Raw genomic sequence first — 23275 nt, 5'->3', positions numbered from 1 at the left:
GGTGTATTTCAAAGCGCGGCACAATAACAGCCACACGGCATTTTGGGGATGATTAGCATAACAATAGATCCCGATATTCTTTTCCAGTCTTAAAATTCGTCGCTAGGCTCTATCACCTTCTCGAAAACGCGGCAGATTCCCATGACTTTCAAGCGTTCCTCCCTGACCCTGTTGGCCGCGTCCCTGGCGGCCGCGAGCGCCTTGCTCAGCCCCGGCGCCCAGGCCGAAGGCAAGATCAGCATTGCACAGCAATTCGGTATCGGTTACCTGATCCTCGACGTGGTGCGCGACCAGCACCTGATCGAAAAACATGGCAAGGAGCAGGGCCTGGATATCAAGGTGGAATGGAACAGCATTTCCGGCGCCACCGCCATGAATGAATCGCTGCTGGCCGGCGCCCTGGATGTGGTCTCGGCGGGTGTGCCGCCGATGCTCACCCTGTGGGACCGCACCAAGGGCAAGCAGAACGTCAAGGCCATCGCCTCCCTGGGTTCGATGCCCAATTACCTGCTGACCAATAACCCCAACGTGAAGACCATGCAGGACTTCACCGACAAAGACCGCATCGCTGTGCCGGCCGCCGGCGTGGGTTTCCAGTCGCGCACCTTGCAGATCGAGACGGCCAAGCTGTTCGGCGATGCCAATTTCAAGAAGTTCGACGACATCTCCATCAGCCTGGCCCACCCGGATGCCACGGCGGCGTTGATTGCCGGTGGTTCGGAGATCAATTCACACTTCTCCAGCCCGCCGTTTCAGTATCAGGAGTTGTTGAACCCTAACGTGCACAAGGTGCTCAGTTCCTACGACATTCTTGGCGGGCAGGCGTCGTTCAACGTGCTCTACACCACGCAGAAATTTCACGATGACAACCCCAGGACCTACAAGGCGTTTTATGACGCGCTGGCGGAGGCCGAGAAGATCATCAAGGCCGATAAACCTGCGGCCGCCAAGACGTATATTCGCGTAGAGGAATCCAAGCTGCCGCTGGACCTGGTGGAGAAAATCGTCCAGGACCCGGAAATCGACTTCACCATCGTGCCGCAGCGTACGTTTATCTATGCCCAAAAGCTGCAGGAATTGGGCGTGCTGAAGAACAAGGCGGCGAGCTGGAAGGATTACTTCTTTGAAGAAGCCCATGGTGGTGATGGCAGCTGATTTGTAATTGGGAGCCAATGTGGGAGCTGGCTTGCCTGCGATAGCATCAACTCGGTGTACCTGACACACCGAGGTGCCTGCATCGCAGGCAAGCCAGCTCCCACAGTGGATCGTTGTTGTCTATGTGTCAGCGGAAGAATTCGCCCGGCGTAGACTCAAACTGCTGCCGAAACGCATTGATAAACGCCGACGTCGACTCATACCCACACCCCAGCGCCACATCCGTCACCCGCTCGCCTTGCTCCAGCGCGGGCAGGGCGCTGAGCAAGCGCAGGCGCTGACGCCAGGCGCGAAAGGTCAGGCCTGTATCACTCAAAAACAACCGGCTCAGGGTCTTTTCACTGACCCCAAGCTTGTGGCTCCAGTCACCCAGGGTGGTCTGCTGCTCCGGGTGCAGGTTCAGGCTGCGGTAAATCTGCCGCAGCCGTGGGTCATGGGGCAACGGCAGCATCAAATCCACCTGGGGCGCGGCCGCCAGTTGGTCGAGCACCACCTGGGCCAGCCGCCCGTCCGGGCCGTCCTCGGCATACTCCACCGGCAACTCGCTGAAACTGCGGATCAACTCGCGCAACAAACTGCTCACCTCCAGCACCTGGCAACGCTCGGCCGCCCAGGCGGTGACGCTGCAATCGAGGTACAGGCTGCGCATTTCCGTGTGCGGTGAACTGAACACCCTGTGTGGCACGCCCGCCGGAATCCACACGGCGCGCTGGGGCGGGGCGACGAAACGGCCGACACTGGTCTGGATCTCCAGCACCCCCGAAATCGCATACGACAACTGCACCCACGGGTGGCTGTGCCGGCGGGTCAGCGCGCGGTTGGGCAGCGATTCGGTGCGGCCATACACCGGGCGTGGCAGGCTGGAAAGCCCGGGCACACTGCGCCTAACCGTCTTGTCATGTCCTTTAGGCGGCATTTACTGGCTCATTGGCGTTAGTCGGTAACAGGCCGTTAAGTTAGAGTCGCAGCGATGCTCTTGGCAACCCCTGGAAGATTTGCTTATGACCCGCCCGCGTTTTCTACCTGACAACTTCACCCTGACCCTGATCGCCACGGTGATCCTTGCGTCACTGCTGCCGGCCAGCGGCCAGACCGCCGTGGCCTTCGGCTGGGTGACTAACCTGGCCATCGCGCTGCTGTTTTTCCTGCACGGCGCCAAGCTGTCGCGCCAGGCCATCGTCGCTGGTGCCGGGCACTGGCGCCTGCATTTGCTGGTGTTCAGCCTGACTTTTGTGCTGTTCCCATTGTTGGGCCTGGCGCTCAAGCCGCTGCTGTCGCCGCTGATCGGCAACGACCTGTACATGGGCATGCTGTATCTGTGTGCGCTGCCGGCCACGGTGCAATCGGCGATTGCCTTCACCTCGCTGGCCCGCGGCAACATCCCGGCAGCCATCTGCAGCGCGGCGGCCTCCAGCCTGTTCGGCATCTTCCTGACGCCGTTGCTGGTGACCTTGCTGCTTAACGTACACGGCGATGGCGGCTCCACGGTCGATGCCATCCTGAAAATCAGCGTGCAGCTGTTGCTGCCTTTTGTGGCCGGGCAGATCGCCCGGCGCTGGATTGGCGAGTGGGTGGGGCGTAATAAATCCTGGCTGAAGTTCGTCGACCAAGGCTCGATTCTGCTGGTGGTGTATGGCGCTTTCAGCGAAGCGGTCAACGAAGGCATCTGGCACCAGATCCCGTTGTGGGAGCTGGGCGGTCTGGTCGTCGCCTGCTGCGTGTTGCTGGGCTTGGTGCTGGTGGCCTCCGCCGTGCTGGGCAAGGCATTTGGGTTTAACCAGGAAGACCGCATCACCATCTTGTTCTGTGGCTCGAAGAAAAGCCTGGCCACCGGTGTACCGATGGCCCAGGTGCTGTTCGCCGGGGCGACCATGGGCGTGCTGATTTTGCCGTTGATGCTGTTTCACCAGATCCAGTTGATGGTCTGTGCGGCGTTGGCGCAGCGTTATGCCAAACGCCCGGAAAGCATCCCCGAGATGATGGGCCAGGTCGATCCGTGATCCAGCGCACACCTTGGGAAGATTGACCTCAAGTTAACGCCCGAGCAGACGACTTCCTTATTGAGAGCCCAATAAGGAGTGTCGGCATGAACGTTAAAGGTATTTCGGTATTAACCGGCCTGTTTTGCCTATGGGCGGGAGCCTGTGGTGCCGCGCAGACCATAGGGCAGGGCACCATTCAATTTCGCGGCGCCATCGTCGAACCTGGCTGTGCGACAAATGCGCGCAGTGGCGCGGTGATGGAGTTGACCGGGTGCGCCAGTTCCAATCGCGGCAGTCGCTTCGAGGTGCGCAATATTGCGCCAGTGGCCAGCGTCAACGCCGCCCATGTAAAGCTGGTGGCAGACAGCGGCGATGGGCGTTATTACAACCAGAGTTACTTGCTGGTGGATGCCGCTGGCAAGGCGATCCAGTCGGGCAACTACGTGATTACCATGACCTCGCCCTAAGCCTTCGGGCGACGATCCGCGTCAACAGCGGGCCAAGAAACCTATAGAATGCCCGGCGGCGGCGCTGTTCTGCGCGGCCGTTGGATCATCGCCAGAGTATCTCGCCCGCCAATGAGCATTTCAGCCGCAACGCCCCAAGCCAATTGGCAACCGGTCATCGCCTTGGCGCTGGCCGCCTTTGTGTTCAATACCACCGAATTCGTGCCCGTGGGGCTGCTCAGCGCCATCGGTGCGAGCTTCGACATGCCCATCGCCAGCGTCGGCTTGATGCTCACCATCTATGCCTGGATCGTTTCGCTGACCTCGTTGCCGGTGATGCTGCTGACGCGCAACGTCGAGCGGCGCAAGTTGCTGATCGTGCTGTTCGGCCTGTTTATCGCCAGCCATATCCTCTCCAGCGTCGCCAACAGTTTTGGCCTGCTGATGGTCAGTCGCATCGGCATTGCGTTGTCCCACGCGCTGTTCTGGTCAATTACCGCGTCCCTGGCCGTGCGCCTGGCGCCGGAAGGCAAGCAGGTGCAAGCCCTTGGGTTATTGGCCACCGGCACGTCCCTGGCGATGGTGTTGGGCATTCCGCTGGGCCGCCTGCTCGGCGAAGCCATGGGCTGGCGCACCACCTTCCTGGTGATCGCCGCGTTCGCTGGCGCGCTGGTGTTCTGGCTGGCGCGCACCTTGCCGCCGCTGCCGAGCCAGAACTCCGGCTCGCTGCGCAGCCTGCCGTTGCTGTTCAAACGCCCAGCACTGGTGGCGCTGTACGTGCTCACCGCCATGACCGTCACCGCGCAATTCACCGCCTACAGCTACATCGAACCCTTCGTCGAAGGCGTGGCCGGTTTGGGCGGTGGCGCCGTAACCCTGATTTTGCTGGTGTTCGGCGGCGCGGGCATCATCGGCTCGCTGCTGTTCAGCCTGGTGCACCGTTTCAACCCGCATATTTTCGTGGTCAGCGCAGTGTTCCTGCTCGCGGCCTGCTTGACCCTGCTGCTGCCCTTGAGCGGCGCCGAGTCGTACCTGGTGATACTGAGCATTTTCTGGGGCATGGCCATCATGGGCTTCGGCCTCGCCATGCAATCGAAGGTGCTGGTGCTGGCCCCCGACGCCACCGACGTGGCCATGGCAATGTTCTCCGGCATCTACAACATCGGCATCGGCGGCGGCGCCCTGATGGGCAGCTGGGTCGGCAGCCACTTCGGCTTCGCCTGGATCGGCGTGGCGGGCGGGGCGTTGGCAGCGGTGGCGTTGATCGGGTATTGCCTGGCGATTCGCAAGTTTGGGACGGGTGTGGTGCGTAGCTGAGGAGTAACGATTGATGATCAAACCTGCTGTTTTCGCGATGCTTGCCAGCGTGTCTGCGCTGTTGCTCAGCCCTTCGAGCGTTGCCGCCAGCTTCGACTGTGGCAAGGCCAAAGCGCCTGACGAAATTGCGATTTGCAAGAACGTCAGCCTCAACGACCAGGACGTGACCATGGCGTTGCTCTACGACCTGAACAAGCACTTCATGGCCATGGGCGGGCGCGGGTCATTGATGGACGGGCAGGCCGAATGGCTCAAACAGCGGCATGCCTGCGGGGCGAAAGTCAGTTGCCTGAGCGCTGCTTATACGCAGCGGATCGGCATGTTGCGCGGGTTCATTGATGAGCGGGTGATGACGAAAGGGCCGTTTTGAGCCAGCAATCCTAGGCAAAAAAGCAACCTGTGGGAGCTGGCTTGTTGTGGCGAGCAGGCTTTTCTGTGGGAGCTGGCTTGCCTGCGATAGCGATCTGTCAGCCACCACCGCTATCGCAGGCAAGCCAGCTCCCACATTTGACCGCATGCGGTTTTAGTACCTTACAGCGCAGCCAGCACCGCCTCGAGCTTCTCCTGATCCCGCGCAAACTGGCGAATGCCTTCGGCGAGTTTTTCAGTCGCCATCGCATCTTCATTCGACGCCCAACGGAATTGCGCTTCGGTCAATGGCTGACGCGCTTCGCCTTCTACGCCCGGCGCCAATTTGCGTTGCAGCACGCCGTTATCGTCAGCCAGTTTTTGCAGCAGGTCAGGGCTGATGGTCAGGCGGTCGCAACCGGCCAGCTCTTCGATCTGGCTCAAGGTGCGGAAGCTGGCGCCCATCACCACGGTGTCGATTTTATTGGCCTTGTAGTAGTTGTAGATACGCGTCACCGACTGCACGCCCGGGTCTTCGGCACCGGTGTAGTCCAGGCCGGTGTTTTTGCGATACCAGTCGTAGATGCGGCCCACGAACGGCGAGATCAAAAACACCCCGGCATCCGCGCAGGCCTGGGCCTGGGCGAAGGAAAACAGCAGGGTGAGGTTGGTCTGGATACCGGCTTTTTCCAGGCGCTCGGCGGTGCGGATGCCTTCCCAGGTGGAGGCCAGTTTGATCAGCACGCGGTCGCGGCCGACACCGGCCTGGTCATACAGGGCGATCAGCTGGTTGGCCTTGGCCCACAGCGCGTCTTCGTCGAACGACAAACGCGCGTCGACTTCAGTGGAAATACGCCCCGGAATCACCTTGAGAATGCCCGCGCCCACCGACACCGCAAAGTGATCGCAGGCCAGGTCCACATCGCCTTTGGACAGGCTCACGGCATTGCGCAGCAGCTCGGCGTATTCCGGGATGGCGGCGGCCTTGAGCAGCAGCGACGGGTTGGTGGTGGCGTCCACCGGGCGCAGGCGGCTGATGGCTTCCAGGTCGCCGGTGTCGCAGACCACGGTGGTGAATTGCTTGAGTTGTTCGAGCTTGGACGTCATGAGTGGCGGTCCCCAGGAAAAGAGTGAAGGTAGCTGTTGTACCATTTCCGGGGCGCCCTGTTTACCGCGCGTGCAAACCTGTCGCGGCCTTAAGGCTTCCAGGTCTGCACATCCTGCGCATCCACCGCCTTGGCGTAAGGCGTGCCTCTCATCACCGCGATTTTCTTGCGAAATAGCGCCAAGCTTAAAGTTATGAAAAGCATTCGATAAATACTCTTTCGATCTGAGCTTAGGGCGCTTTTTGCAGCGTCCGACGAATCGGGCATAACCATAGAGTTATATGATTCTTTCATAATCGTGCGTGATTAATATAATCAAAAGCGAACTTTCCCGCGAAGACGCTTTATGACCTCACGCCGCCAGATCCATTTGTCAGCCTTCCTGTTGAGCGGCCCGGTGGTGCACAGCCACGCGGTATGGCGCCACCCCGAAACCGTCGGCAATTACCTCGACCCCGAGTACTACACGCGTATCGCCAAAGTCGTGGAGGAAGGCTTGTTCGACTTCCTGTTTTTCGCCGATCGCCTGGCCGTGGGCGACCAGATGGGCGGCTCCCGTGAGTTTGCCTTGCGCTACGGCGCCCAGGACGCCACGCGCCTCGACCCGCTGCCGATCCTGTCGTACCTGGTGGGCCAGACCACCAAACTCGGCCTGGGCGCGACCCGTTCCACCACCTATTACGAACCGGCGCATATTGCCCGCGAATTCGCCACCTTGGACCACTTGTCCAAGGGCCGCGCGGCGTGGAATATCGTCACCTCGATGAATGACAGCGAAGGGCGCCTGTTCGGCAAGGCCAAGCACCTGGAGCATGACCTGCGCTACGACCGCGCCGATGAGTTTGTCGAGGTCGCGCTGAAACTCTGGAACAGCTGGGGCAAGGACGCGCTCAAGCTCGACCGCGAAAGCGGCGTGCTCGCCGACCCGGCATTGATTACCTCGGTGCAACACCAGGGCGAGTGGTTCCGGGTTGAAGGCCCGCTGAATATCCCGCGTTCGCCCCAGGGCCGGCCGGTGCTGATCCAGGCCGGGTCTTCCGGGCGGGGTCGGCGCTTTGGCGCACGGTGGGCCGAGGCGATTTTTACCATTCACCCGCACCTGGCGGCGATGCGGGCCTTTCGCGATGACGTGCGCGCCCAGGTGGTGCAACAAGGCCGCGCCGCCGACAGCTGCAAAATACTCACCGCGGTGATGCCGTTTATTGGCGGCAGCGAAGCCGAAGCCCGCGCCAAACGCGACCAGCACAACGCCCTGGCGCGGCCGGAGTTGGGGCTGGTGACACTGGCTTCGCAACTGAATGTGGACCTGTCGCCGTTCCCGCTGTCGGCCACCTTGGCCGAGGTGGCGCAATCGCCGCTTATCCACGCGGCGGCCGCTGAAAAGCTGCTGATGCAAGGCTCTGAGCTGACCCTGGAACAACTCGGCCGGATCTTCGCCAGCAGCGTGCGCGTGCCGCAACTGGTGGGCACCGGCGCGCAGATCGCCGACCAATTGGCTGAGCTGTTCGAGCAAGGCGGTTGCGACGGCTTTGTGATTTCGCCGGGGTACTTGCCGGGCTCGTTCACCGAATTTGTCGAGAGCGTGATTCCGCACTTGCAGCGCAAGGGCCTGTTCCGCACGGCGTACGAAGGTTCGACGTTGCGTGAGCACCTCGGGCTCGACTGAATGCGTTCTATGTGGGAGCTGGCTTGCCTGCGATAGCGGTGGGTCAGTTTGCACCGTTGTTGACTGACACTGCGCTATCGCAGGCAAGCCAGCTCCCACATTTGGGCGGCGGTGTTTTTTATTGGGTACATCAATTTAAAAAGGGAATTGCGCATGGTTGCTTTCGATCACTTGACCCGTCGCCGTTTGCTCGGCATAGCGGGCATTTCCATGGCCGGCCTGGCGCTGCCCAGCCTGGGCTTTGCGGCCGACGAGCACGCCGGGCACGGCACGCCTGCGGAACCTGCAGGCACCGGCGAGTTCATCCGCCTCGACGCGCCGCGCAAGCTCAAACTGGCGGTCAACCTCAACGCCGTGTGCCTGGCGCCAGTGGTGATCGCCCACGGCCAGGGCTTTTTCACCAAGCACAACCTCGATGTGGAACTGGTCAACTTCGGCAACTCCACCGAAGTGCTGCTCGAAGCCATCGCCACCGGCAAGGCGGATGCGGGCATCGGCATGGCGCTGCGTTGGCTCAAGGCGCTGGAACAAGGCTTTGACGTCAAGCTCACGGCCGGCACCCACGGTGGTTGCCTGCGCTTGCTGAGTGCCGCGAACGGTGGCGTGAATAAGCTCGAAGACCTCAAGGGCAAGGCCATCGGTGTCACCGACATGGCCAGCCCCGACCGCAATTTCTTCTCGATCCTGCTGAAAAAGCACGGCGTCGACCCGGTGCGCGACGTCGAATGGCGCCTGTACCCGGCCGACCTGCTGGGCACCGCGCTGGAGCGTGGCGAAGTGCAGGCGGTCAGTGGCAGCGACCCGTTCATGTACCGTCTGATCAAGTCCGGCGTGGCGCGGGAGTTGTCCACCAACCTGGTGGAGGCATACGCCAACCTCAGTTGCTGCGTGGTCGGCGTCACCGGCAAGCTGGTACGTGAAGACAAGCGCGTGGTCGCGGCGCTGACCCAGGCGATTCTGGAGGCCCACGACTATTCCGTGCAGCACCCCGAAGAAGTCGCCAAGGGCTTCCAGGCTTATGCGCTCAATACTACGACAGAAGAAGTGCAGGCGATCCTGCACGATCATACCCACGGCCACCATGCGGTCGGCGCGGCGCTGACGCAGGAAATCACCACTTATGTCACCGACCTGAAAACCGTCGAGGTGATCAGCAAAGGCACCGACCCGGTGGAGTTCGCCAAGGAGATCACCGCTGATGTCTTCAGTTGATGCAACCACCCTGAACCCAAGCCTGACATTCAAGGCCGGCTGGCAGGGCGCCACGGTGGTGGCTGCCTGGGTGGCCGTGGCGCTGTTGATCAGCTATTGGCCCAATGCCGTGCGCAATTGGCCGATGACCCAGGGGCTGGCCAATGTGTGCGTGGCGGTGGCTGCGCTGTTCATTCTGTTGAGCCTGCTGGGCCTGCGTTTTTCGCGGCTCGGCCAGCGCTTGCAAAAGACCGGGCCTTGGTTGATTGCCTTGCCGGTATTACTGGGTGTCTGGGAGCTGCTCACCGCCAAACTGGCGCTGCTGCCGGTGCCGTTTTTCGCGCCGCCCCAGGCCTTGCTTGCGGTGTATGTCGAAGACTATGCGCGCCTGGCCGACAGCCTGCTGCATTCGGCCTTGCTGCTGGGTTCGGGCGTGGCGCTGGGCGCGGCGACTGGTTTTGTCGCGGGCGTCTCCATCGGCTGGTCCACGCGCATCGGCTACTGGTTGCACCCGGTGCTGCGTATCCTCGGGCCGGTGCCGTCGACGGCGTTGCTGCCGCTGTGTTTTTTCCTGTTTCCCAGCAGTTGGAGCGCAAGTGTTTTCCTGATCGCCCTGGCCACCTGGTTTCCGGTCACGGTGCTGACCTGGTCCGGCGTGGCGAGTGTCGATAAAGCCTATTACGACGTGGCGCGCACCTTGGGTGCCAAACCGGGCTTCCTGATTTTCAAAGTGGCGATTCCCGCTGCGTTGCCCCACGTGTTTGTCGGCTTGTTCATGGGCCTGGGGGCCTCGTTTTCGACCTTGGTGGTGGCGGAAATGATGGGGGTTAAATCCGGCATCGGCTGGTACTTGCAATGGGCTCAAGGCTGGGCCGCCTACGCGAACATGTACGCGGCATTATTGATCATGGCACTGGCCTGTTCGGGGTTGATCACCGGGTTGTTCCTGGTGCGTGACCGCTTGTTGGCCTGGCAGAAAGGAGCGATGAAATGGTAGCGCTGGCACAAGCAATCCAACCCGCGCCCGGGCTGGCGCTGCGGATTGAGAACCTCAGCCATGGCTTTGCACTGGACGGGCAGCATTTGCCGGTATTGGAGCGGGTTTCCCTGGAGGTGGCGCCCGGAGAATTCGTGGCGTTGCTGGGGCCTTCGGGGTGCGGCAAATCCACTTTGCTGCGCCTGGTGGCCGGGTTGGAACCGGCTGACTCCGGGCGTTTGCTGGCCGATGGGCACGCCATCACCGGCCCCGACCCGAGCCGCGTGGTGGTGTTCCAGGACCCGACCCTGTACCCGTGGCGCCGCGTGTGGGACAACGTCGCGCTGGGCCTGGAGGCTCAAGGCTTGCTCAAGACCCATTCGGCCAAGGTCGATCAAGCCCTGGAAAAAGTCGGCCTCAGCGCCTTCGCGCACGCCTACCCTCGACAACTTTCCGGCGGCATGGCCCAGCGCGTGGCGTTGGCCCGTGCGCTGGTCAACCAGCCACGGCTGCTGATTCTGGATGAACCCCTGGGCAAGCTGGACTCGCTGACGCGCATCACCCTGCAAAAGGAGCTTATCGACCTGTGGCAGCGCCAGGGCTACACGGCGTTGCTGGTGACCCACGACGTGGAAGAAGCCTTGCTGCTGGCCAACCGCGTGATCGTATTCAGTGACCGCCCGGCGAAGATCCAGGCGCAGTTGACCATCGACCGGCCCTATCCTCGGCATCGCGATGATGCCTATCTGGTGGATTTACGCCGGCAGATTCTGGGGTTGTTGGGGTTGGGGGAGAGCTGGTAGTTGTCGGTCTGATCGTTCCCACGCTCTGCGTGGGAATGCCGCTTGGGACGCTCCGCGTCCCGCAACCCCACAGTCTGACTGCATAGCCCTTGACACCGCCAACCCCATGCGCAAGGAACAACTCAGTTTTCGAAAATTGAGTTTCAGCGATGGCGAGAACCCATAAGCCAACCGATTTCGCAGATTTGCTAAAGCAATACGGCTTGGAAGTTATCGAGCTGGCGGGCCTCTGCAAAGCGGTCGACGGCAAAAGTCGGTACTTGCACTGGGATGAATTTCGTCGATACTCCACCTGGCCAGGGATGACGCCGAAGCCAACCTGAAGAAACTCGTATCCAAGGCCTAGGTGCGCTCAAACCTGCTCCTGCGCCCGCAACTGCACGCTCATCTCATCACAACTGTTTGCCCAGTCACTCAGCCACTGCGGCATGGGCGGTGACGCTTCGGCCAAGCCGAGTTCGCGCACAAAGTCGGCCGGGGGCAGGGTGCCCTTGGCGGAGCGGAACAGGCCGCGCATCACCACCACGCCCACCACTCGGCCCCGGCTGATAAAACGGTGCTCCATCAGGCTCCATTTGTGGTCCCAGCCGAGCATGCGCGTGTGTACCTCGAACACTTCAAAGAGCTTCAGCTCGCGGCGGAACTTGCCCCAGGTGTCGCCCACAATCGGCAACGCCTTGTTGCGCAGGGCCACGCGAAAAGCGCCGGTACGCAGCACAAAATCCATCCGCGCAACGTCTGCCAGGGTGAAGTACCGGCCGTTGGTGACGTGCCGGTTGATATCCAGGTCCAGCGGCCACACCCGCATGCGCACTACAGTGGTGTCCAAACCCTGCACGGGCTTGCGCCAGGGACGACGGAACAACATGAACAGCAATCGAAACCAGAGATTCATAAACGTGCCAGGCAGTTGATCAGAAGCCGCACTGTACGCAGCCGGAATCGGCTAAGGTAGGTGCGCAAATGACTTATTACATGCGAAAAACGCAAACAGGCTTTTTATGCACATTACCTTGCTCCTGGCCGATGATTGTTCTGCCGCCAACGCCACCCTGGTCCTGGAAATGCTCAGCGCCGCCAATCTGTTTGCCGACAGCCCACCCTTTGAGGTCGTGGTTGTCTCCCTGGACGGCCAGCCCGTCACCACGTGGAGCGGGCAGTGCATGCAGGTGGCGTGCGCGGCGGCGCAGGTGCGCCGCACCGACCTGATCCTGATCCCCGGTTTCCTGTTTACCCTCAAGCAGGCCTTGCCCACTTTTCCTGCCTACGGCCCGTGGCTGCGTGAGCAATATGCCCAGGGCGCGGTGCTGGCATCGATGTGCACCGCAGCTTTTTTGCTGGCCGAAAGCGGCCTGTTGCAAGGCTTGCGCGCTACCACCCACTGGGCGTTTGCCGAGCTGTTCCGGCGCCGTTACCCCGACGTGAGCCTGGAGGACGCGCAGATCCTGTGTGAAGAAAACCGTGTAATCACCAGCGGTGGCGCCAGCGCGGCGATGGACCTGATGCTGCACCTGATCCGCCGCTTCGGTTCACCAGAGCTTGCGCATACCTGTGGCAAATACCTGTTGATCGACGGCGTGCGTACCGAGCAGTCGGTGTACGCCCTGTGGTCGTTGCCCAAGAACCACGGCGACGGCGAGATCCTGCGGGTGCAGCATTGGCTGGAGCAGCACTTTGCCCAGGCGTTGGTAATTGACGACGTGGCGCGGCGCTTTGGCTTTGGTGTGCGCAATTTCAAGCGGCGTTTCAAGGAGGCGACCGGCTATACGCCCGTGGGTTATGTGCAAACCCTGCGCCTGGAGCGGGCCAAGCAGATGCTGGAGTCCACGCGCATGACCCTCGAAAGCATCACCTACGCGGTGGGGTATGAAGACAGTAATTCGTTTCGCCGCCTGTTCCAGCAGCGCGTGGGGATGCTGCCGGCGGCGTATCGCAAGAAATTCCTCGCCACGGCCTGAATCAGCGACGCAGCTGCGCCTGCACTTCAATACATTCCACCAGAAACTCCATCACCACTTTCACCGACGGTGAGCGGCGCATATCCGGGTAGACCGTCAGCCAGATATCACGCACCGGGCCGTCGCTGGGCGTAGGCAACCGGGTCAACAGCGGGTCGTGGTCGCCCACCAGGGTCGGCAGCACTACCGCGCCGACCTGCGCGCGCGCGGCCATCTGCTGGGTGATCAACTCGCTGGCGGCAAATACGATAGGGCGAGGGCCGCGCAGTTGGTGCAGCCAGGCTTGCTGGGGCAGGTGGTCGCGGCTGGCGTCGTAGGCGATGAAGGTCCATTGCGCTGCCGGCAAGTGTTCGAGCGCAGGTGCGGCGTACAAGCCGAAGCGCACCACGCCGACTTTGCGCCGCACCAGGGCTGCTTCGTCGGGGCGCAGGGTGCGCAAGGCGATGTCGGCTTCGCCCTTGTCCAGCGCGGCCAGTTGAGTGGACGGCATCAGCACCAGATTCAGCTGCGGGTAGTGGGCGCGTAAACGCGCAAGCTGAGGTGCAATGCAGTGGTTGGCGATGGACGGCGGGCAACTGACGCGCACAGTGCCGGCCAGTTCAATGGAGGCCACGCGCGACAAGCGCATCACCTGCGTGGCCATATCGCCCATGCCCGCCGCCACTTGCGCCAAGGCCAGGCCTTGCGCCGTGAGCGGGCGGCTGCGGGGCAGGCGGTCCACCAGCTTTACGCCCAGGGCTTTTTCCAGTGCATCGACCCGGCGCCCGACGGTGGCGTGCTCCACCTGCAGCTCGCGGGCGGCGGCCGACAATGACTGGGTGCGGGCCAGCACGGTGAAGTAGTAGAGGTCCTGCCAATCGAACATCGGGTTATTTCCGCACAGAGGCTGGGAGGGATTGGGGAATATTGCAACCGAATAATCCCTTTTACCATGGCCGCTTCCCAGTGCAAACGGAGTTGTTCCCTGATGAAAGCCATTACCCTGCAAGCCTACGGCGGTCCCGATGTCGCCCAACTGCGCCATGATGTGGCCAAACCCCAGGTCACGGCCGGGCATGTGCTGGTCAAGGTGGCCTGCGCCGGGATTAATTTCATGGATATTCATACCCGCCAGGGCAAATACGCGGCGTCGGTGACTTACCCGGTGCGCTTGCCTTGCACCTTGGGCATGGAGGGCGCCGGCGTGGTGGTTGAGGTTGGCCCGGGCGTGGGCCACCTGGCCGTGGGCGACCGGGTGGCCTGGTGCATTGCCTGGGGCGCCTATGCCGAATACGCCAACGTGCCTGCCGACAAAGTCGCGCAGATTCCGACGGCCATCGGCTTCGATCAGGCCGCAGCCGCGATGTTTCAGGGTTGCACCGCGCACTACCTGGTTGAGGACGTGGCACGCTTGCAGGCCGGCAGCAGCTGCCTGATTCACGCGGCGTCCGGCAGCATCGGCCAGTTGTTGGTGCAGATGGCGCGGCGGTTGGGCGCGACCGTGTTGACCACCGGCAGCAGCGCCGAAAAATGCGCGATTGCCCGGCAACGTGGCGCCCACCAGGCCTGGACCTATGACGGCTTTGCCGATCAGGTGCTGCAAGCCACGGATGGCCGCGGGGTGGATGTGGTGTTTGATTCAGTCGGCAAAAACACCTTGCGCGAGAGTTTCCGTGCTTGCCGCACGCGGGGTTTGATCGTCAATTATGGCAACGTGTCGGGCTCACTGAGCGATTTGGACCCGATTGAATTGGGCGAGGCGGGCTCGCTGTTTTTGACCCGACCACGTCTGGCGGACCACATGGCCGACGGGGCGACCGTGCAGCGGCGTGCCAATGCGGTGTTCGCGGCGATGCTGGAAGGGTCGTTGAGCGTGGAGATCGAGGGCCATTACAGCCTGGAGACGGTGCAACAGGTACACGCGCGCATCGAGGCGCGCCAGCAGATCGGCAAGGCTGTGTTGTGGGTGGACCGCGACCTGCGCTGATCGGTGTGGCGAGCAGTCTTGTTGTGGCGAGCAAGCTTGCCACAGGCACTGCGTTAACCAGAAGTTGGGTGGGTACATGGCCAGATCGCAGGCGAAAAAAAACCGGCTGATCAGGCCGGTTTGGGGTGCCTCGCCAACAGCGGGGGTTATACGTGGTTGCTCTGCAGGCGATCCGAACCACCTTCAGCCAGGCCGCGTTCCTGCAGGCGATCAGCACCGCCTTCAGCCAGGCCACGTTCCTGCAAGCGATCAGCGCCACCTTCGGCTATACGGCGTTCCTGCAGACGGTCAGAACCATTTTCGGCTACGTGGTTGCCTTGCAGGCGATCCGCGCCGCCTTCAGCGACAACCGGGTGGGCAAAAGCGTTGGCAGCCAGTACCGAGAAAGCGAGGCTAAGCAAGAGTTGGCGTTTCATGGTGGTGTGCTCCGAGAGTTGTAGTTGGGTGTTGCCGGGTATGGGTTTGATGGTACGCGTTGGATTTTTTAAGAGAACTTCATTGCGCTGATGGTGACTATCGACGCCAGCGATGGCCCGTTGTGGCGGGCCATCGTGCAGGCGCTCAAGGCATCTGCGGCAGTTCCTGAGGGCGCAGGTCAAACACCAGCACCTCGGCGTCTTCGCCCTGGCTCAGGCGGATCTGCCGCTCATTGCGCAGCCGTGCGCCATCGCCTTCCTGCAAGCGGTGGCCATTGAGTTCGACGCTGCCGCGGGCCACGTGCACGTACACATGGCGGTCCGCCGGCACGTCCAGGGTTGCGGTTTCGTCGCCGTTGAACAGCCCGGCATACACCCGTGCATCCTGGCGAACGTTGAGCGAGCCATCCGTGCCTTCCGGCGAGATGATCAACTGCAAGCGCCCACGTTTTTGCGCTGCGCTGAAGTGCTCCTGTTGGTAGCGCGGTTCGGCGCCGACCACATTCGGCACAATCCAGATCTGCAGGAAGTGCACGCCATGGCTCTGGCTGTGGTTGAACTCGCTGTGGGCCACGCCGCTGCCGGCGCTCATCAGTTGCACGTCGCCAGGGCGGATCACCGAACCGGTGCCCAGGGTGTCCTTGTGTTCCAGGGCGCCTTCGAGCACATAGGAGAAAATCTCCATGTCCCGATGCGGGTGCTGGCCGAAGCCTTTGCCGGCGGCGACGCGGTCATCGTTGATCACCAGCAGGTCGGAAAAACCCTGCTCCTTGGGATCCCAGTAGTTGGCAAACGAGAAGGTGTGGAACGACTTCAACCAACCGTGATTGGCGGCGCCGCGTTCCGAGGCTTTGCGAAGGGTCAGCATGGTCTTGTCCTCAAGTGAGCGCTGGCTGCGAAATGCAGGGCGCTTGCGTTGAGAAGAAGGTTAATGGTTTTCCAGTGATTCATTAATAAGCTGAAAATTGAATTAATGTCTCATTTTAGTTGACAGTTTCAAGCGTGCCATAATGCCGTCCCGACTCCCGTTACGATGGACTTGCTCTTGATGAAAACCGTGGCCATGGCGCTGTTTCCAGACTTCCTGCTGCTCGATATGGCCGGGCCGCTGGAGGTGTTTTCCATAGCCAATCGCTACTTGCCGGCGTCGGAGCATTATCGGATCCTGACGATCGGTACCGAGCCCGGTCCGCTGCGCGCCTCCAATGGCGTGCACGTGCATGCCGACCTGCAACTGGCGCATGCCGATGAGGCCTACGACCTTCTGCTGGTGCCCGGCGGGCCTGGCGCTTATAACGAATGCCATCCGGCTCTGCTGCCTTGGCTGCGGGCCGCAGCGCCTCGGGCACGGCGCTTCGGTTCGATCTGCACCGGCGCCTTTGTGCTGGGGCACGCCGGGCTGCTGGACGGCCACCGCGTCACCACGCACTGGCACTACACCGACCGCCTGATCAAAGGCTTTCCCAAGGCCACCGTCGAGACCGATCGCATTTACTTGCAGGATGGCCGCTTGATTACCTCCGGCGGGGTCACTGCCGGCATCGACCTGGCGCTGTCGATCATCGCCCAGGACCATGGCCGGCAGGTGGCGGTCGACGTCGCCAAGGTGCTGCTGGTGGTGATGAAACGCCAGGGCGGGCAGGCTCAGTTCAGCCCGATGACCGCCGCCGTCGCGCCGCTGGAAACCCCGATCACCCGCGTGCAGAACCAGGTGCTGGCGCAGTTGGATCAGCCATTGAGCATCGTGTCCATGGCCGCGCTGGCGGGCATGAGCGCGCGCCATTTTGCGCGGCTGTTCGCCAAAGAGGTGGGCATGACGCCCATGGCCTTTGTGCAAGGCGCGCGTATCGACCGTGCCCGGCACCTGCTGGAAAGCACAGACCTGCCGCTCAAGACCGTGGCTTTCCGCGCAGGGTTCGGCAGCGTGCGGCATATGCGCTTTCTGTTCAGTGAAAAACTCGGCCTTAACCCCACGCAGTACCGACAACAGTTCAGTTGACGCCGAAATGTCCGTCTGGCTGCCCTGATTGTCCGTGTCGCTCCCTGTGCCAGCATTGTCCTGTCACGCATAGCTGGCAAGATAGCCCCAGGCCCCTTGAAAGGAGGCGCAGGCGCCCAAGGCCGGGTGTTCCAGCGCTGTCAGCAGATGAACAATGCACACTCGGTGAGCTTCGGCCCCTATACCTTTCATCGTGATCAACGTCTGGTCAGCAAGACCGGCCAGCCGGTGCCATTGGGTGGGCGTGCGCTGGATATCCTCGCGATACTGTTGGAGACGCCGGGGCAATTTGTCAGCAAGGACACCTTGATCGGCCGGGTCTGGCCGAACAGCGTGGTGGAAGACAATAATTTGCGCGTGCACATCGCCGCCCTGCGTCGTGCGCTGGACGGACAACGCTATATCCTCAATGAACCGCAACGCGGCTACTGTTGCGTGGCGCCGTCACCGGCACCGCGGCCTCGGCACAATCTGGCCGCACGGCTCAGCCCGGTGATCGGCCGCGACGAACTGCTGGGCAGCCTGGTTCGACGCCTGGGCGGCCAACGGCTGATGATGCTCACCGGTTGCGCCGGAATCGGCAAGAGCAGCGTGGCGCTGGCCCTGGCCGAACGGGTGTTGCCGCGTTATCGCGATGGCGTGTGGTGGCTGGACCTGGCAACTGTGCAGGCGCCGAACCGGTTGCTGGACTACCTGAGCGAAACCCTGCACCTCCAACCCTGTGTCGGCGCCCATGCACTGTGCGAGCAATTGGCCGCCCGGCAACTGTTGCTGGTGCTCGATAATGCCGATTTGTTGCTGGGCGCCTGCCGTCATCTGGTGCATACACTGCAAGCCAAAGCGCCTCAGGTGAGCGTGCTGCTGACCAGCCGCGAAACCTTGCAGGTGCCCGGCGAATGGGTGCACCACGTGCCCCGGCTGGCGTTGCCGACGTCGGCTGACCGGGGCGGTGTCGAGCAGGCCATGCTGTATCCGGCCCTGCAATTGTTTGTGGCGCGGGTGCGTGCCGGTCAGCAGGGATTTGTACTGCGGTCTGAGGACCTGGCGCCGTTGTGCGATATCTGCCGGCGTCTGGACGGCATCCCGCTGGCGCTGGAACTGGCGGCGGCCCAGGTTGAAGCCCTGGGAATACGCGGGTTGCAAAAGCAGTTACACAACGGCGTGCAAGTGTTAAGGCGTGGCCGACGCACGGCGGTCGAGCGCCATCAGTCGCTGACGGCGGCGCTGGATTGGACGTATCAACGCCTGAGCCTGCCGCAGCGTTGGCTGTTCCTGCAATTGGCGCTGTTCAAAAGCGCGGTGACGTTGCCAGCCTTGACCGAACTGGTGGCCGGCACTGAACTTGCGCACGCCGACCTGGCTTACCTGCTGGCACGCCTGGTCGCGACGTCTTCCCTGGTGGTCGAGCCCGGCCCCGGCCCGCGGCGCTATCGGCTGCTCAACAGTGTGCGCAGCTACGCCCTGGCGCAGCTGCGTGACCCGTTGCAGGTGGCGCGTTTGCAGCAGGGCTATGGGCATTATCTGGGGCCATTTTCAGGCCGGCCGTTTGTCCTGCAACTGGTCGAGCAGGCTGCGCACGCGGACTAGATCCTGGGTGGCATAGCCTTCGGTAAATTGCCCGTAGACCGAATTCAACAGCTCACGTGCTGCCCGCACACGGCCCTGGCTTTGCCACAGGCAAGCCAGTGAGGTCGCGCAGCGCAACTGCCAGGCCAGTGCGCCTTGCTCGTGCGCCAAGCCCAATGCCTCCAGCAGCAGCGATTCGCGCGCGCGCAGGTCGGGCAGGGCCTCGGCGCGCACCCTGAGAATCTCGGCCGTGCACCAACCGGCCGCGCCGTTTCTTGCGCGCTCAAATACCGTGTCATCTACCTGCGCGGCATTGAAGGTCACCAGTATGTCCTGAACCAGGCCCAGGCCTTGCAATGTCGCATGGGGTGCGGTGCCCTCGTAATGCCGCGCCCAGGTATGAAACAACTGCACCGAATGTTTCTGTGAGTGCTCCAGCAACAGCGCCAGCAGCGCGTGCGCCGCGCCGCTGCCACCGTTGTAGTGGGTAATCGGTACGCTGGCCAGGGCCAGGGTGTAGCAGATAGAGGTGCCGTGGTTGATCTGCAACGCCAGCTCCAGCGCCTGGTTTGCCATTCGTGCGGCCCGCTCTGGAAACCCGCGCAGCCACAGGATGCGCGCCAGCACCGTCAGCGACGCCACACTCTGGTCGTATTGCACGCCAAAGCCATGGGTGAAACGGTTGAGATGGCCACTGTGGGCCATGCGCTGTAGTACTTGTTCGGCATTGTGCAGGGCCAGGACCTGGTTGCCCGCGAAATGCTGGGCCAGTACCCGTAAGCGCTGGGCACTCAAATCCAGCAGCGGATCGGTGCGCGGGTCGAGGCGGTCGAACTGCATGCTCTGCTCCAGCGCCTCACGGTAGCGGCCGGCACACAGGTTGACCGCCATGTGCCCGGAGACGGCTCGCAACTGGCCCCCATTGTCTTGGAGCGCTTGCGCCAGGCGCCGGGCCGCCACAAACGCAGCGATGGTCTGCGGTGCGCCGCCCAAGGCGTGATAGGACAGGCTGCCCAGGGCCAGTTGCAGTTGCATGGTCAACTGCGTGCAGGGCGCGCCCGATTGCGGCATCAGCGCCAGGGCCTGGTCTACGTACAGCCCATGTTCGCGCAGCAGCGACAACTCCTGCCACAAGGGCATGGCGCTGACCGTCAGGCGAATGCCAAGCAGGTGCGCGCCGTGTTCGCCCAAGCCCCAGTCGAGGGCGGCGCGAATGTCCTCGCGCAACGGCGCATAACGGTTGATCCACAGCTCGGTGGCAGTGAATTCCCAGTCTTCCCGCGCCTGGTCCATCAGCGCCAGACAGCGCGCCGCATGGCGTTCGCGTGTGCTGTCGAGTTCAGCTGCGTGGTCGAGCTTTTCCAGGGCATAGCTGCGGGTGACATCCAGCAGACGATAGACCATGTCATCATCGCCGGCCTCGACGTTGAGCAGCGACTTGGCCACCAGTTGGGTGATCGAACCCAGCACTTCGGCCGGTGCGATCTGCTCCCCGGCGATCACCGCCGCCGCGCTTGCCAGGCTGAACCCGCCGCGAAACACCGCGAGGCGGCGCAGGCAGATCTGTTCGCACGCGGTGAGCAGGTTAAAACTCCAATCCAGCGTGGCGCGCAAGGTTTGCTGGCGGGGCAGGTCGCTGCGCAGGCCACGGTTGAGCAGGCGCAGATTGTCCTCCATCTGCACCAGCAAACCCGGCAAGCCGAAGCGCTCGATCTGCGTGGCGACCAATTCGATTGCCAGGGGAATGCCGTCCAGGCGCTTGCAGATCTCGATCGCCAGGGGCAGTTGCGCCTCGCTGAGCTCAAAACTGTCCTGGTGCGACATGGCACGCTCGATCAGCAGTTGCAAGGCCGGGTAGCCGAGGGCCTGGGCGCGGTTCCCGGTGGCGGGTGGGCAGGCCAGCGGCTCCAGGCGTTGCACGTACTCGCCCTCGGCGCGCAGGGCTTCGCGACTGGTGGCCAAAATGTGCAGGTGTGGCAGGTGACGCAGTAAGGTTTCGCTGATCAGCGCGATGTCGTCCAGCAGGTGTTCGCAGTTGTCGATCACCAGCAGCAACTGCCGCGCGTGCAGGCTTCGGGCCAAGGTCAGCAGCGGGTCATGTTCGGTGGGTGCGAGATGGAGCAGGGCGGCCAGGTTGGGCAGGATCATTGACGGCGCGCTGAGCGGCGCCAGATCCAGCAGGTGAATGCCGTCGCGGTAATGGCCGATCAATAATTCCGCCACACGCAGCGCCACGGTGGTCTTGCCGATACCGCCCGCGCCGGTCAGGGTGATGAAGCGTTGCTGCGGCAGTTGCTGCACCAGTGCGTCGATCAACACCTGGCGGCCAATCATCCGCGTACGGCGCAGCGGCAGGTTATGGCCCTGGTTGTGGGGAATACCGTCGATGGCTGTCGTCATCGGTTCAATGCTCAGGGGGGCGACAAAGCTGTAGCCGCGCTGGGCGACGGTGACGATATAGCGCTGCCCGGCCTGGCCATCGCCCAGGGCCTTGCGCAACGCGGCCATATGCACACGCAGGTTGCCGTCTTCGACCACCGTTTTGGGCCATACCCGCGTGATCAGTTCCTGCTTGCTCACCACATTGCCGGCGTGCTCCAGCAAAATCAGCAAGATTTCTAGCGCGCGTCGGCTCAGGCGCAAGGGGCGGCCAGCCTCCAGCACCAGGCGCTGGCGCGGGTGGACACGGTAGGGACCGAAATGCACGGCCTGGTCGTTGAGGTCACGCATAGTGGCCCCTGTTCAGGAAAAGAGTTTGGCCAGCATATTCCAGGCCGGTGCAGACCACTAGGCTGCAATCACCTGTGATTTTTGACGGATGTGGTGACTTCGCCAGGTCATCGGGTTCACGCCCTCGCTGCGCGTGAACATATGGCAGAAGTGCGCCTGGTCGCAGAAGCCGCATTCGACGCTGATCTGGGTCAGGCTCAGGGACGATCCGGTGATCAGTTCCTTGGCCCGCTGAATGCGCTGTTGGCGAATCCACTCCTGGGGCGACAGCCCGGTGGTGCACTTGAACGCACGGGAAAAATGGCTGCGCGACAGCGCACAGGCCTGCGCCAAGTCGGCAATTGCCAGGCTTTCGCCGAGGTTGGCGAGGATCAGTTGCTTGGCAACTCGCTCGCGCCGGGGGCACAAGCCACCGGTGACGCCAAGGCGAGGGGCACAGTCATCAAGTCGGGCCATGACAAATATCCGTAGTCGATGGGAGCGTTCCCGGTGAATGGATGCAGTGTAGACCGCTGTATTTTTGGCGCCGGGCCGTCTGGCTGGCGAGTTAATCGTTGTTAATTTCGCCAGGTGCGCGCCCGGAAAAGACAGCACAGGCATGCAATCTGCGATCTGTCCGGCATGCTTACCTGACGGCCTGATAACCGTTTGGATACCGCCATGAACCGCAACGACCTGCGCCGCGTCGACATGAACCTGTTGGTGATTTTCGAGGCGCTGATGTTCGAGAAGAACCTGACCCGGGTCGCCGAAAAGCTTTTCATGGGCCAGCCGGCCGTGAGTGCCGCGCTCGGGCGCCTGCGCGATTTGTTCGACGACCCGTTGCTGCTGCGCAACGGGCGCGGCATGGAGCCCACGCCACGGGCGGTGGCGATACTCAAGGAGCTGCAACCGGCGATGGACACCATTTCAGGCGCGGTCAGCCGCGCCAAGGATTTCGACCCTTCCACCAGCTGCGCGGTGTTTCGAATCGGCCTGTCCGATGATGCCGAGTTCGGTCTGTTCCCGCCGTTGCTCAGCCAGCTGCGCGAAGAGGCACCGGGGATCATCGTGGTGGTACGCCGCGCCAATTACCTGTTGATGTCTTCGTTGCTGGCCAGTGGCGAGATTTCCGTGGGCGTCAGCTACACCACCGAACTGCCGGCGAATGCCAAGCGCAAGAAGCTGCGGGATATTCCCTGCAAGGTACTGCGCGGCGACGACGGCGCGGCGCCGTTGACACTGGATGACTACTGCACGCGGCCCCACGCGATGGTGTCGTTTTCGGGGGACTTGAGCGGCAATATCGACCTTGACCTGGCCCGCATCGGCCGGGCGCGCAGGGTGGTGCTGGCGGTGCCGCAATTCAGCGGCTTGCGCGCACTTTTGGCGGGCACGCAAATCATCGCGACAGTGCCCGACTACGCCGCCTGTGCCTTGACCGAAGGCACCGTGCTGCGCGCCGAGGACCCGCCGTTCGCGATTGAAGCCTCGGAATTGTCGATGGTCTGGAGCGGCGTGCATGACAACGACCCGGCGGAGCGCTGGTTGCGCTCGCGCATCGGTGAGCATATGGCGCGGATGGCGTGAGCGCGCCAGGCGAGACAGCACAAACATCCAATTCCCGCCCCCGGTTCCCCGCCAGACTCCCCCCATCGCTCAACTCTCCAG

Annotated in this window: 22 protein-coding genes; 14 read left to right on the top strand and 8 right to left on the bottom strand. The window is 62.5% G+C overall.

From position 1 onward, the window contains the following. Positions 1-141 precede the first annotated feature (141 nt). Positions 142-1155: an ABC transporter substrate-binding protein gene (locus tag HX790_RS19375; RefSeq protein ID WP_176991957.1), complete on the top strand. Its 1014-nt coding sequence runs from the start codon at positions 142-144 to the stop codon at positions 1153-1155. 127 nt (positions 1156-1282) lie between these two features. Here HX790_RS19375 and HX790_RS19370 read toward each other — a convergent pair whose 3' ends face one another. Then, a complete protein-coding gene (locus HX790_RS19370) occupies positions 1283-2071 on the bottom strand; it encodes a helix-turn-helix domain-containing protein (RefSeq protein WP_017137733.1) in 789 nt (262 codons plus the stop codon). Between the two features lie 85 nt (positions 2072-2156). On the opposite strand from HX790_RS19370, the gene HX790_RS19365 reads away from it, so the two are divergent. The 4 genes from HX790_RS19365 to HX790_RS19350 all read left to right on the top strand — a co-directional run bounded on the left by HX790_RS19365 (position 2157) and on the right by HX790_RS19350 (position 5270). Continuing rightward, the gene (locus HX790_RS19365; protein ID WP_099547751.1) at positions 2157-3155 is read left to right on the top strand and encodes a bile acid:sodium symporter family protein; all 999 of its coding nucleotides are present in this window, start codon (positions 2157-2159) and stop codon (positions 3153-3155) included. A gap of 86 nt (positions 3156-3241) precedes the next feature. Beyond that, positions 3242-3604, top strand: a complete 363-nt coding sequence (locus HX790_RS19360) for a hypothetical protein (RefSeq protein WP_017137735.1) — start codon at positions 3242-3244, stop codon at positions 3602-3604. A gap of 111 nt (positions 3605-3715) precedes the next feature. Then, positions 3716-4900, top strand: a complete 1185-nt coding sequence (locus tag HX790_RS19355) for a sugar transporter (RefSeq protein WP_176991956.1) — start codon at positions 3716-3718, stop codon at positions 4898-4900. Between the two features lie 13 nt (positions 4901-4913). After that, positions 4914-5270: a lysozyme inhibitor LprI family protein gene (locus tag HX790_RS19350; RefSeq protein WP_169987214.1), complete on the top strand. Its 357-nt coding sequence runs from the start codon at positions 4914-4916 to the stop codon at positions 5268-5270. A 161-nt stretch (positions 5271-5431) separates the two neighbouring features. On the opposite strand, the gene tal is transcribed toward HX790_RS19350, so the two are convergent. Then, positions 5432-6355, bottom strand: coding sequence for a transaldolase (tal, locus tag HX790_RS19345; protein ID WP_176991955.1), 924 nt, complete (start codon positions 6353-6355; stop codon positions 5432-5434). A gap of 345 nt (positions 6356-6700) precedes the next feature. On the opposite strand from tal, the gene HX790_RS19340 reads away from it, so the two are divergent. The 4 genes from HX790_RS19340 (at position 6701) to HX790_RS19325 (ending at position 10990) form a co-directional block, all read left to right on the top strand. Beyond that, entirely contained in the window at positions 6701-8020 is a 1320-nt protein-coding gene (locus HX790_RS19340) for an LLM class flavin-dependent oxidoreductase (RefSeq protein WP_138454001.1), read from the top strand. A gap of 153 nt (positions 8021-8173) precedes the next feature. Next, the gene (locus tag HX790_RS19335) at positions 8174-9232 is read left to right on the top strand and encodes an ABC transporter substrate-binding protein (RefSeq protein ID WP_176991954.1); all 1059 of its coding nucleotides are present in this window, start codon (positions 8174-8176) and stop codon (positions 9230-9232) included. Then, positions 9219-10208 carry an ABC transporter permease gene (locus HX790_RS19330; protein WP_176991953.1) on the top strand — a complete coding sequence of 330 codons (990 nt, stop codon included), beginning with the start codon at positions 9219-9221 and terminating at the stop codon, positions 10206-10208. Before HX790_RS19335 ends, HX790_RS19330 begins: the two co-directional genes overlap by 14 nt. Further along, positions 10202-10990 (top strand): ABC transporter ATP-binding protein, encoded by a 789-nt coding sequence (locus tag HX790_RS19325; protein ID WP_176991952.1) that lies wholly within the window; start codon positions 10202-10204, stop codon positions 10988-10990. The genes HX790_RS19330 and HX790_RS19325 overlap by 7 nt, the downstream gene beginning before the upstream one ends. 352 nt (positions 10991-11342) lie before the next feature. Here the strand turns inward: HX790_RS19325 and HX790_RS19320 are convergent, their stop codons facing one another. After that, positions 11343-11885: an acyl-CoA thioesterase gene (locus HX790_RS19320; protein ID WP_017137744.1), complete on the bottom strand. Its 543-nt coding sequence runs from the start codon at positions 11883-11885 to the stop codon at positions 11343-11345. Between the two features lie 106 nt (positions 11886-11991). Between HX790_RS19320 and HX790_RS19315 the strand changes: the two genes are divergently transcribed. After that, a complete protein-coding gene (locus tag HX790_RS19315) occupies positions 11992-12948 on the top strand; it encodes a GlxA family transcriptional regulator (protein ID WP_176991951.1) in 957 nt (318 codons plus the stop codon). Between the two features lies 1 nt (position 12949). On the opposite strand, the gene HX790_RS19310 is transcribed toward HX790_RS19315, so the two are convergent. Continuing rightward, positions 12950-13813: a LysR family transcriptional regulator gene (locus HX790_RS19310; RefSeq protein WP_176991950.1), complete on the bottom strand. Its 864-nt coding sequence runs from the start codon at positions 13811-13813 to the stop codon at positions 12950-12952. Between the two features lie 102 nt (positions 13814-13915). On the opposite strand from HX790_RS19310, the gene HX790_RS19305 reads away from it, so the two are divergent. Then, positions 13916-14914 (top strand): quinone oxidoreductase, encoded by a 999-nt coding sequence (locus tag HX790_RS19305; RefSeq protein WP_017137747.1) that lies wholly within the window; start codon positions 13916-13918, stop codon positions 14912-14914. Positions 14915-15060: 146 nt separating this feature from the next. On the opposite strand, the gene HX790_RS19300 is transcribed toward HX790_RS19305, so the two are convergent. Together HX790_RS19300 and HX790_RS19295 are read right to left on the bottom strand one after the other, a co-directional pair. Further along, positions 15061-15330 carry a hypothetical protein gene (locus HX790_RS19300; RefSeq protein WP_017137748.1) on the bottom strand — a complete coding sequence of 90 codons (270 nt, stop codon included), beginning with the start codon at positions 15328-15330 and terminating at the stop codon, positions 15061-15063. Between the two features lie 145 nt (positions 15331-15475). Continuing rightward, positions 15476-16198 carry a pirin family protein gene (locus tag HX790_RS19295; RefSeq protein ID WP_017137749.1) on the bottom strand — a complete coding sequence of 241 codons (723 nt, stop codon included), beginning with the start codon at positions 16196-16198 and terminating at the stop codon, positions 15476-15478. Between the two features lie 180 nt (positions 16199-16378). On the opposite strand from HX790_RS19295, the gene HX790_RS19290 reads away from it, so the two are divergent. Both HX790_RS19290 and HX790_RS19285 read left to right on the top strand, forming a co-directional pair. Continuing rightward, a complete protein-coding gene (locus tag HX790_RS19290) occupies positions 16379-17329 on the top strand; it encodes a GlxA family transcriptional regulator (protein WP_017137750.1) in 951 nt (316 codons plus the stop codon). Positions 17330-17476: 147 nt separating this feature from the next. After that, positions 17477-18916: a winged helix-turn-helix domain-containing protein gene (locus tag HX790_RS19285; RefSeq protein ID WP_032865759.1), complete on the top strand. Its 1440-nt coding sequence runs from the start codon at positions 17477-17479 to the stop codon at positions 18914-18916. On the opposite strand, the gene HX790_RS19280 is transcribed toward HX790_RS19285, so the two are convergent. After that, entirely contained in the window at positions 18863-21625 is a 2763-nt protein-coding gene (locus tag HX790_RS19280) for a winged helix-turn-helix domain-containing protein (protein ID WP_169987226.1), read from the bottom strand. The genes HX790_RS19285 and HX790_RS19280 overlap by 54 nt on opposite strands. Positions 21626-21682: 57 nt before the next feature. Next, a complete protein-coding gene (locus tag HX790_RS19275; protein WP_017137753.1) occupies positions 21683-22081 on the bottom strand; it encodes a helix-turn-helix domain-containing protein in 399 nt (132 codons plus the stop codon). Positions 22082-22285: 204 nt separating this feature from the next. On the opposite strand from HX790_RS19275, the gene HX790_RS19270 reads away from it, so the two are divergent. After that, a complete protein-coding gene (locus HX790_RS19270; protein ID WP_056857896.1) occupies positions 22286-23194 on the top strand; it encodes a LysR substrate-binding domain-containing protein in 909 nt (302 codons plus the stop codon). Positions 23195-23275: the final 81 nt, after the last annotated feature.

It is taken from the genome of Pseudomonas sp. IPO3747 (assembly GCF_013385245.1).
GTDB lineage: Bacteria > Pseudomonadota > Gammaproteobacteria > Pseudomonadales > Pseudomonadaceae > Aquipseudomonas > Aquipseudomonas edaphica.
Note: the sequence above shows the minus strand (reverse complement) of the source record. Positions and strands in the feature narration are given on the sequence as shown.